Origin of the sequence: Anabaena sp. UHCC 0204 (genome assembly GCF_009711975.1) — a bacterium.
In the GTDB taxonomy this organism is placed as follows: Bacteria; Cyanobacteriota; Cyanobacteriia; order Cyanobacteriales; family Nostocaceae; genus Dolichospermum.
Map to the genome: position 1 here is coordinate 34,585 of NZ_VIKW01000033.1, position 10,116 is coordinate 44,700.

Consider the following 10,116-nt stretch of genomic DNA (forward strand, 5'->3'; position numbering starts at 1 on the left):
AAACCCGCTACAGGAATACTATAGCGGGTAAAATTAACAATTGCAGTTATGGTTAATTTTCAGATACAACAATTATGCAAGCCATTCCAGAACAGCTTCATCTTTGGTATTAGTATTACGAGAAGGTGTTTCGCGCTCAAATTTCATGTGAATAGAACGGGTTTGCTCACCATCAGCCGCAACAGCTAGAATGGGGTAATCAATTACACCATCTTGGAAGGACATTTGGAAGCGGAATGTACCATCGGAATTAAGCTTAATGGGACGACCACCAATAGTTACAGTTGCATCAGGTTCAGTTGCACCGTAAACAATCAATTCAGCGTCAGCAACTAACCAGAATTTGCGAGGACGAACGGGAACAGCGGAAGCGGAGAAGCCGACACCGGACATTCCTACACCAGACATGGTTAAACCAGATACACTAGGAATAGCCCACATACCTACACCAGATGGGAAAATGTAGGAACTGAGAACTTGTTCTGGAGCAGCAGAACCGGGGACGTGCTGCATAGAACCGAATATAGAACCTGCAACCCGTTGGGCTTCGGCAGATTCTGCCATACCAAAGATTTCTTCGTAAATGGGGTTTCCACCACCAGCATTACCGTTAGCTGTTGGTAATTTTTTGGAGGGGGGAACAAGTTCGTAGAAGGTTTTACCGCGCAAGTCTTCTTCAAAATCTACTGTGATGAAGACATCTTCAATCCAGTCGGAAGGATAGACAGGGGGAATATGAACTCTAGCGGAACGTGCTAATACTAACCAGCCACCATCAGCAGTGCGATAACCTACATCAATAATATAATCGCGATCGCTCACTGGAATTGGCAAGTACCATTCTCTGGCTAGTTCATCAGCAGGGTATTCTTGAATACTGTGGGGGCTTTGGTAATCTAGATCCAGATCAGTGACATCATAAATCCGCAGTGCCAGTTGTTGTCCACCTTGACGACGGAGTTCTTCTTTATGATCGTTAGGAATATCCCAGTAAGTATAAGCCCACTGAGGATCGCGGGGTAGTAAAACTATCCGGCTTTCACCATAACCAGCGGGTAAATCGGCTAGAGCTTCATCAACGTCGGCTAGAGAGCCACCAGTACGATCTTCTTGACCTAGCTCGAATTTTGCTGCTTCCACTGTTTCTTGTGCCTCCTGAGTACGAGATGAACTGAGCGAGAATTTACTTTGCTGAACGTCTTGAATTGATGCCAACAACTGCGATTTACGCATTCGACTATAGCGAGATATACCGTATTCACTAGCAACTTTCCGTAATTGCCGTAATGTCATCTCCTCTAGCGGTGGGCGTTCTTTTGCCATTAACTTGGCCTCCAGTAGTTTGAAAGGTAAATTATTTTTTCCGGGTTAAAAAAAGTTGGATGAAATATCATCTACCCAGATTTTTTTATTCCTGACTCCTGGTTTGCCCCAGTTTTAAATTTGTTTACTGTTTGTTTTTTTTATTGAGATACCAGCTCCTCTAATTCCTAGTTATGCTTATGTTTTGCATTTCTTTGGGATCGCAAAGAGTTGTTAAGTAAATATTAACCAGTAAAACTATCCAGGGATCAAGGGGTCTAAAGGTAGGTTTTCCTATATTCTACGTAGTTATCAGCTCTTTGGGGATCAAAATGTCATGAAATCTTAATATATTGATCCGGCACTAGGCTTTAATGTCAAAATTTGATGACATTTAGAGGAAAAGAGATAGGACTTACGCAATAACTCTCTGAAACTCTTCTTTCTCCGTGTCCTCTGCAGTATGGCTAACGCGAAGCGTGGCGTTAGCCATACGTTTCTTCATGATTTTGCGTAAGTCCTGGGAATAATGAACCACGAAGACACGAAGGACGCGAAGGCAAGAAAGTTTGAGAGATATTTTGCGTCTGACAACTAACCACTGACAACTGACCAATTACAAAAACGTCTGTATGACTGACATTCGTTGAATATGCCATTTACCTTCTTTACGAACTAAATCATAACGAACACGCAAGTTTTCATCAGAAGACTTCTTTGGCTGATTATTTTCATAAAACTGGGTAACTTCTTGTACCTTAGCGTCTACGGATACATAATTTTTATCTGTGCCTTTTTTAGAGACAGTGGTTACTTCTACATTATGCTGATATTCTCTATAGCGGTTATTTGCTATTTCGTCTTTAGCTACTGACTGCCATTGTAATAAAACTGAGCCTGTTAAAATATCGCTTAAACCATCAATGTCATGATTTTGTCCTAACGCTGAAGCTTTAGCAGCTAACCAAGTTTCAATCACTTCCTTTGCGGTCTCACTTGTTAATTCTTCATCGTTTGACTGGGGTTGACTGTTGGGGTCAGGAATGGTTGTGAGTGGTTGATTTAGTCCGATCGCTAACTGTTCTCCCTGCAATAATGGACCAGGAAAGAAAGTATTTTTTACCCAACCAAAAGTTGTGGATATTAACAACGAAGAAACTAATATTCCGGCTAATGATAAGAAAACTAGCCAAACTAAACGGGTTTTGGGATCTAGGTTACTGAGAAAATTAGTTTGAGACTGCAAAAAACGCCGGGAAATTTTAGTAGTGTTAGGTTTACGTCGTCTGCGCTTGGGAGTTTGCTGGTTTGTAGTTGGTGTATTCGTGCTATGGCGTTGATTTGGTCTTTGATTAACCGTTGCGGCTGTTGGTGTTGGGGGTATTTGTGATACTTGATTCCCTCCACTGCCATTTGTGGCTGCATTATTCCATCTGGGGATGGAAATCTGAGAAGATTCAGGTTGAGTTCGAGGGGGTGTTTCTAGTAATTCAGGGTTGGATGGTTGGTGATAATAGGGGTGTGTTTCTGTGGTGTTATGAGTATGGTTAATATCTGCTTGCGGAAAGGATTGATGATTAATGACTGCCCATTCATGAGTTATTTGGGCATCAGTGGGCAAAGATTCTAAATAAGCCTGTACTTGTCTATCGGCAAAGTAATCTTTTAAAGAAGCTTGTTGTTTCGCTAAATCACGAAAGTGAGGAAATACTTCTTGCTGTAGCCACTGCTCGGTGTATAAACACAGTCCTGGTAATAGGTCTGGTGAATCTTGGGATTTTTCCCGAATAAAAGCTAAAGCTTCATATTCTTGACTGAGTTCTAAAACACGGGTAGCCTCTTCGGTTTGTCCCATCAGCAAGGCACAGAGAGATTGTTCCAAATGTACATCTTGGCGTTTTCCCAAGTGCATTAACATTTGCTTGGCTTGGCGGATTAAAGCTGGTTGGCGTTGAGTAAAACCTCTGGCAATTAAAGAGTATACTGCTAAATATGTGGCTACCGCTGAGGGACGTTTGCTTTCTATTTCAAATAGCTTATGCTGTTCCGCTACTGTTAAATAATGGCGGATTTGTTGGATAAAACGTAAAAAATCGTCTATATTTAAGCCAGATTGATCGTTGTTGCTGCCATCAATACCGCCACGATCTTCAAGGATGCTTTGTAATAGTTCAAAGCCCTGACGACGTTGGGCAATCTGTGCTTGTGGTAAGGCTAATAGTTCTAAGATGCGATAGGGACGCAGTTTATAAAGATCAGCGGTCATTTCTGCCCGGACGCTGGGAAATAACCCTTCTCGTGCTAATAATTCTTCACCGGTTTCTAAAGATACGGCTGCATTTTCATGATGACCTTGCTGCCATTGTTCTCGTCCTAGTTCTAGGCAAGCTAAAGAGACAGTGAGGATAATATCTGGTAAGTCTGGATTTCCTAGAACTTCTGTTTGAGTGAGATAATGACCTGTTTTGACACTAACTTTACTAGGTTTATTGACTAAGTACGGACGACCTAGTTTTAATACCAATTCATATTCTCCTAGTTCTTGGAGAATTAGCAAAGAGCCAACAAATCGGTCTGGGGTAATTTCGATGCTGAGATTTTGAGCTTCTTTATATTTGGAGTTGTGATCTGTGAGGGTTTCTAAGGGAATTTTAGCGGCATTTTGATTAGGAGTATAAGCGTGAGCGGAGTAAAGCTGATCATAGTCACTGCGTTCTTTTGGATCTGATAAGATCATATAAGCTTCTTCTATCAACTCTTTGCGAGAAGATATAGCTGCAATCGAATATTCCCGTCGCGGCAACTGGACAATGCGATCGCTGTATGCCTGTCGCAATTGTTCCTCACTGGCCGCTAACGGTAATCCTAAAATTCGGTAGTAATCGAGCGGAATTCGCACAGCTTACGTCCCCTGCACTGTGTTCTCGTAGCGTCTCATAATAATTAACATAATTCACCTAGATGATTCCAGGATTGTCAAACCGTCCCATAATCATAGCCTTATTAATACCGTGTTGATCTAGCACTATAAGTGTAGATAGTAACAGATATCTTATTTTATGCAGATAATTTTTTGATCTTTAGTCGGAAATTTTTGACTTATGGTGATATGAAATTTAGATTGATCCAATATACCTTAAATTCCTAAATAATCCATTCTGAAGCTCGTTCACCTAAGTCTAGGGGGATGCTAACTGCTTTACCCAAACGGGGACGCTCTTTTGTTTCTGTAATAAAAGTTTGCACTTGTTGTATTCCTCCTAAAGCATTGAGATAGTTAGCGATGCTATCAAGATGATCCTGGTAATCTGTTTCACTTAAAGGGAAAGAGGCTTGGCCAAAGTATTTCCACATGATTTGCAGGAATATCTTTCCTTGGGTACGACGAAACTGGACATCATAAGGTTGTCCCCATTTATCAATCAACAGTTGACGTAATTCTTTTCCAGTCATACAAATTTGGTGATTGGTGATTGGTGATTGGTGATTGGTGATTGGGAAACTTATTTCCTGCTCCCCTGCTCCTCTGCTCCCCTGCTCCCCTGCCCCCCTGCTCCCTACCCCCCTCCCCTGAGCTTATTTAGATTTTACATTTAGTTATGATGTTAAGTTCCGTAACTCAAGTATGATAAGGATATAAAGAAATGTAATGCTAACAGAAAAGATGCTAACTATCATCTGGCAACAAAGAAGTATGGCATCGCTGCGGGCGTTATTATTTCGATTCAGATAAGAGTGGCTCAAGTGCTGGTACTCTTGTCAAAATGCTTAATAAATTACACAAACAGCGCGTAGATTATGGCTCAATTTTCTGAATCAGCAGATGTACCCGATATGGGTCGTCGTCAATTCATGAACCTGCTTACTTTTGGGACTGTTACCGGAGTAGCTTTAGGTGCATTATATCCTGTTGTTAACTATTTCATTCCTCCTGCTAGTGGTGGCGCTAGTGGCGGTACAGTAGCAAAGAATGAATTGGGTAACGATGTTAGTGTTAGTGAATTTCTAGATAGCCATAATGTAGGCGATCGCACTTTAGTACAAGGACTAAAGGGAGATCCTACTTATATTGTAGTGCAAAGTAAAGAAGCGATCTCTGACTACGGGATTAATGCTATTTGTACTCACTTAGGTTGCGTTGTACCTTGGAACGTAGCTGAGAATAAGTTTAAATGCCCTTGTCATGGTTCACAATATGACGCTACAGGTAAAGTAATTCGTGGTCCTGCACCAAAATCCTTACCTTTAGCTCATGCCAAAGTTGAAGAAGACAAAATTCTGTTAACCCCTTGGACAGAAACTGACTTCCGCACCGGGGATGCCGCTTGGTGGGCTTAATTTCCACATTACACAAGTGCTGAGTCGTTAAGAGTGACTCTTCGATTCATTCTTGACAACTGACAACTGACAACTGACCACTGACAAATGACTTTATAGAGATGAGAAATGCCCGTACACCTGCGAGGTTAACTCGCACCGCTAAAGCGATGGTTAACACATTGCTAATAGCGATCGCTACCGTAACCTTTTTCTTCAGTAGCGATATTGCCATTCCACAAACTGCTGCTGCTTATCCATTCTGGGCCCAGGAAACCTATCCTGAAACTCCCCGCGAACCGACAGGACGGATTGTTTGTGCTAACTGTCACCTAGCGGCCAAACCTACAGAAGTGGAAGTTCCTCAATCTGTACTTCCTGATACCGTATTTAAAGCGATCGTCAAGATTCCCTACGATACCAGCGTGCAACAAGTAGGCGCTGATGGTTCTAAAGTTGGCTTAAATGTTGGTGCTGTATTAATGTTGCCCGACGGCTTCAAGATTGCGCCAGAAGACCGCATTCCGGAAGAAATGAAGGAAGAATTGGGTGATGTGACATTCACACCTTACGGCGACGACAAGGAAAATATCGTCATCGTTGGACCTCTACCCGGTGAAGAATATCAAGAAATTGTCTTCCCTGTTCTTTCTCCTAACCCCGCTACAGACAAAAATATCCACTTTGGTAAATACTCTGTTCATGTGGGCGCTAATCGTGGACGTGGACAACTTTACCCCACAGGTGAAAAAAGCAATAATAACGCTTACAACGCTTCTGCTACTGGTACAATTAGCACAATTGCTCAAACAGAAGATGAAGACGGTAACGTTAAGTATTTGGTCAACATCAAAACCGAAACTGGTGACGTTGTTACTGATACAGTTCCCGCCGGTCCTGAACTAATTGTTGCCCAAGGACAAGCAGTTAAAGATGGTGATGCTTTAACTAACAATCCTAACGTTGGTGGTTTTGGTCAAAAAGATGCAGAAATCGTCTTACAAGACTCCTCCAGAGTGGCGTGGTTAGTTGCTTTCATCTGTTTAGTGATGTTGGCACAAGTAATGCTAGTGCTGAAGAAGAAGCAAGTAGAAAAAGTCCAAGCGGCTGAAATGAATTTCTAAATTTAAGAGTCAGAACTATGATTTGGGTGATTATTTTGATTGATTAATCAGCAAAATCATGGTTCAGAATTCTTACAAATTCTTTGCTAAATCATCAGCTATGTGACAGGCTTTTTGCCTGTCCTTTTTTTAGGTAATTGGTGGTAAAAAATGGTAGAACCGACAAAATCGTTTCATGTTGATCATTTGTTGGTGCAGATTTACACTTCCGAAGTAGAAATGTCGGCAGATGTGGCTAAAATCACACACCAGTATTTACAAAATCTGCTGGAGAAACAGGATCAAGTTGCTATTTTATTGGCTACAGGTAACTCCCAAATTCAATTTTTGAATGCTTTAATTGCTTTAGGAGGAATAGATTGGTCACGAATAATTTTATTTCATTTAGATGAATATTTGGGCATTACATCAGATCATCCGGCGAGTTTTCGTCGTTATTTGCGGGAACGGGTAGAACAAAAGGTATGTCCCCAGAGATTTTATTATATAGAAGGGGATACATTACAACCACTAGCCGAGTGCGATCGCTATACTCAACTTCTAGAAAATCAACCCATAGACCTCTGCTGTTTAGGTATTGGTGAAAACGGTCATTTAGCATTTAATGACCCAGCAGTAGCAGATTTTCAAGACACTTCTAAGGTTAAACTTGTCAAACTTGATCATATCAACCGTCAGCAACAAGTAAATACCGGATATTTCCCCAACTTAGCAGCCGTTCCCCAATACGCATTTACTCTCACTATTCCCATGATTTGTACGGCTAAAAAAATAATTTGTCTAGCACCAGCAACCAGAAAAGCTGAAGTAGTGAAAACCTTGTTAACGGGAGATATCACAACTAATTGTCCAGCTTCTATTTTACGCCAACAACCTCAAGCCACCTTATTTTTAGATATTAATTCTGCTAGTTTATTAGCTGATCATGAAGATTAAATTCTTGACTACGAGAGTCGCTATTACTTGTTAAATTAAATGGCCATCTTCCATACTAATAATCCTATCAGCAATATCTAAAATCCGGTTATCGTGAGTAACAATTAAAATAGTACAATTCTGTTCCTTAGCTAATTGCTGCATCAAATTAACCACATCGCGTCCGGATTTACTATCTAAAGCAGCCGTCGGTTCATCAGCTAATACTAACTTAGGATGACTAACCAAAGCACGAGCGATCGCTACCCGTTGCTTTTGTCCCCCAGAAAGATCAGCAGGATAATAATTAATTCTATCCCCTAATTTCACAGTATTAAGCATAGTTTCTGACTGCACATAAGATTCCCATTGAGAAATATTGCGTTGTAATTCCAAAGACATTTGGACATTTTGTCTAGCCGTTAAAAAGTCTAATAAATTATGGGCTTGAAAAATATAGCCAATGTGCCGACGGACTTGAACTAATTCTTCATTACTAGCATTTAATAATTCATATCCATTGAATTTCAAACTCCCCTCTTGTACAGAACGTAAACCACCAATTAGCGTTAGCAAAGTAGTTTTTCCGGAACCAGAAGGTCCCGTCATAATCACAATTTCTCCGGCTTTGATAGTCAAATTAATATCAAACAAAGTTTGAGTACGTAACTTACTATGACCAAAATAATGATTGAGATTTGTGATTTCTAAAATATTAGCAGCAGGTAAATATTGCATCATTAGTTAATTAAATATTTCTGCTGGATCTACTTTCCGCAGTTTATTTGTCGAAAAGAAACCAGAAGTTAAACACATAAAAATCACGGAAGTAAATACTAATAATCCCTTGCTTACATCCATAACAATCGGTAATTTAGTCGCATCTTTCGCAATATCATATAATCCCAGTGATATAGCAAACCCAGGAATATAACCTAAAATAGCTAAAATCAAAGCTTGCTGAAATACAACATTTAAAAGATATTTATTTCTAAATCCCATCGCTTTCAGCGTAGCAAATTGGACAAAATGGGTGGATATATTACTATAAAGAATTTGATAAACCACAATTACCCCAACCACAAAACCCATAATTACCATCAAATTAAAAACAAATCCAATCGGTGTTCTTAACGTCCAATAGCTTTTTTCAAACTCAATAAATTCTTGGCGTGTCATTACTATTATATCCTTAGGTAACTTAGCCGATAAAGTTGCCAAAATTGTTTGTGGATTAACATTAGGTTGGACATGAATTGCGCCAATATCTATCTCATTTGCTCTGCGTTCTGGAAAGATTTTCAAAAAAGTAGAAGAACTAACAATTAAATTACCATCAACACCAAAAGAAGGACCAAGACTAAATAAACCACTAACTTTAACCCTGTAACCAATAGTACCTAAATAACTAAATATTTCCATACTTAAAGGTTTATTCTTTTGAAAATATTCAGCAATTGGTCCAAATTCTGGGCGTGAAGCCCGATCAAAAAATACTTGATCAGGAATTTTTAGCAATTTAAAATCCTGTTCAACTTCCGGTAATTTAAAGATAGATTTAACTGGTTCAAATCCTAGTACATAAATAGGATATTTGCGGCCATTTATGGGATTTTTAAGTTTAGCAAATTGTACATATAAAGGTTCAACTGATTCTATGCCATTAAACCCTAATGTCTGATATAAACGACTGCGGGGAAAGCTTTGAGTAGAAGTCAAAGACTTATACTGGGAGCTAATTAAAAACAAATCACCCCGTAGATGTTTATGCACTTGAGTAGCACTAGCATAAAGAGCATCTTGAAACCCAATTTGCATAAACATCAAAACAGCAACAAAAGCAATACCAGCTAAAGCCACGAAAAAGCGCACTTTTTGTTTAACCAATTGTAGCCAAGCCAGGGGTATATTTAAAATCATAGTTCTAACAGTTTTATATCTGAATAAGTGCCTGTACTTGTAAATTAGTTAAACTAGAAACTCGTTGATTATCCGCTGAATTATCAATGCGAATTTTTACATCAACTATTTTATTATCTGTATCTGAACCAGGATTAGTATTAAAGATATTTTGTCTACCAACTTGCAAACCAATATCTGTAACTGTTCCCTTGATTTTTCCTGTAAAAGCTTCTCCAGTGATAGTTACCGATTGACCTAATCGGACTTTTTTGATATCAGTTTCGTAGACTTCTGCCACTACATACATTTGTTGTGTTTGTCCTAATTCAACTATGCCATTATTACCAATTGTTTCTCCTGGCCAAGCATTAATTTTTAGCACTTGGCCATCAATGGGTGAACGAATAGAACTTAAATTTAGCTCTGCTTGAGCTTGTTGAACAGATGCTTTCGCACTTTCAACATTTGCTTTGGCTGCTTCCACATCTGTAGGACGAACTTCTGCAATACTATTGAGTCTAGCTTTAGATTCAGTTAACTGTTTTTCTAGAGTTTC

9 protein-coding genes are annotated in these 10,116 nt (G+C 39.6%); 3 read left to right on the forward strand and 6 right to left on the reverse strand.

Annotation, left to right across the window (positions count from 1 at the left end):
- Window positions 1–72: 72 nt before the first annotated feature.
- From FJR04_RS20745 to FJR04_RS20755, 3 genes are all read right to left on the reverse strand, one after another.
- Window positions 73–1,323 (reverse strand): DUF4912 domain-containing protein, encoded by a 1,251-nt coding sequence (locus FJR04_RS20745; protein ID WP_168498310.1) that lies wholly within the window; start codon window positions 1,321–1,323, stop codon window positions 73–75.
- Window positions 1,324–1,918: 595 nt separating this feature from the next.
- Entirely contained in the window at window positions 1,919–4,201 is a 2,283-nt protein-coding gene (locus FJR04_RS20750) for an IMS domain-containing protein (protein ID WP_168498312.1), read from the reverse strand.
- Window positions 4,202–4,446: 245 nt separating this feature from the next.
- A complete protein-coding gene (locus FJR04_RS20755) occupies window positions 4,447–4,755 on the reverse strand; it encodes a DUF3067 family protein (protein WP_168498314.1) in 309 nt (102 codons plus the stop codon).
- A gap of 345 nt (window positions 4,756–5,100) precedes the next feature.
- Here FJR04_RS20755 and petC point away from each other — a divergent pair, with 345 nt between their 5' ends.
- The 3 genes from petC (at window position 5,101) to FJR04_RS20770 (ending at window position 7,679) form a co-directional block, all read left to right on the forward strand.
- On the forward strand, window positions 5,101–5,640 hold the full coding sequence (petC, locus tag FJR04_RS20760; protein ID WP_168498316.1) for a cytochrome b6-f complex iron-sulfur subunit: 540 nt from the start codon (window positions 5,101–5,103) through the stop codon (window positions 5,638–5,640).
- Window positions 5,641–5,741: 101 nt separating this feature from the next.
- Window positions 5,742–6,743 carry a cytochrome f gene (gene petA, locus FJR04_RS20765; RefSeq protein WP_168498318.1) on the forward strand — a complete coding sequence of 334 codons (1,002 nt, stop codon included), beginning with the start codon at window positions 5,742–5,744 and terminating at the stop codon, window positions 6,741–6,743.
- A gap of 150 nt (window positions 6,744–6,893) precedes the next feature.
- Window positions 6,894–7,679 (forward strand): glucosamine-6-phosphate deaminase, encoded by a 786-nt coding sequence (locus FJR04_RS20770; RefSeq protein ID WP_168498320.1) that lies wholly within the window; start codon window positions 6,894–6,896, stop codon window positions 7,677–7,679.
- Window positions 7,680–7,709: 30 nt separating this feature from the next.
- Here the strand turns inward: FJR04_RS20770 and FJR04_RS20775 are convergent, their stop codons facing one another.
- The 3 genes from FJR04_RS20775 to FJR04_RS20785 form a co-directional block, all read right to left on the reverse strand.
- Complete coding sequence (locus FJR04_RS20775) at window positions 7,710–8,396, reverse strand: DevA family ABC transporter ATP-binding protein (protein WP_168498328.1); 687 nt, start codon at window positions 8,394–8,396, stop codon at window positions 7,710–7,712.
- Window positions 8,397–8,402: 6 nt separating this feature from the next.
- Window positions 8,403–9,578, reverse strand: a complete 1,176-nt coding sequence (gene devC / locus FJR04_RS20780) for an ABC transporter permease DevC (RefSeq protein ID WP_168498322.1) — start codon at window positions 9,576–9,578, stop codon at window positions 8,403–8,405.
- 13 nt (window positions 9,579–9,591) lie between these two features.
- Window positions 9,592–10,116, reverse strand: a 525-nt coding sequence (locus FJR04_RS20785; protein ID WP_168498324.1) for an efflux RND transporter periplasmic adaptor subunit, incomplete at its 5' end; no start/stop codon positions are given.

Excerpts from the sequence above, each read along its gene's own strand:
- FJR04_RS20745 (WP_168498310.1), bottom strand. The coding sequence starts at position 1,323 with ATGGCAAAAGAACGCCCACCGCTAGAGGAGATGACATTACGGCAATTA.
- FJR04_RS20755 (WP_168498314.1), bottom strand. The coding sequence starts at position 4,755 with ATGACTGGAAAAGAATTACGTCAACTGTTGATTGATAAATGGGGACAA.
- petA (WP_168498318.1), top strand. The coding sequence starts at position 5,742 with ATGAGAAATGCCCGTACACCTGCGAGGTTAACTCGCACCGCTAAAGCG.
- petC (WP_168498316.1), top strand. The coding sequence starts at position 5,101 with ATGGCTCAATTTTCTGAATCAGCAGATGTACCCGATATGGGTCGTCGT.
- FJR04_RS20775 (WP_168498328.1), bottom strand. The coding sequence starts at position 8,396 with ATGCAATATTTACCTGCTGCTAATATTTTAGAAATCACAAATCTCAAT.
- devC (WP_168498322.1), bottom strand. The coding sequence starts at position 9,578 with ATGATTTTAAATATACCCCTGGCTTGGCTACAATTGGTTAAACAAAAA.
- FJR04_RS20770 (WP_168498320.1), top strand. The coding sequence starts at position 6,894 with ATGGTAGAACCGACAAAATCGTTTCATGTTGATCATTTGTTGGTGCAG.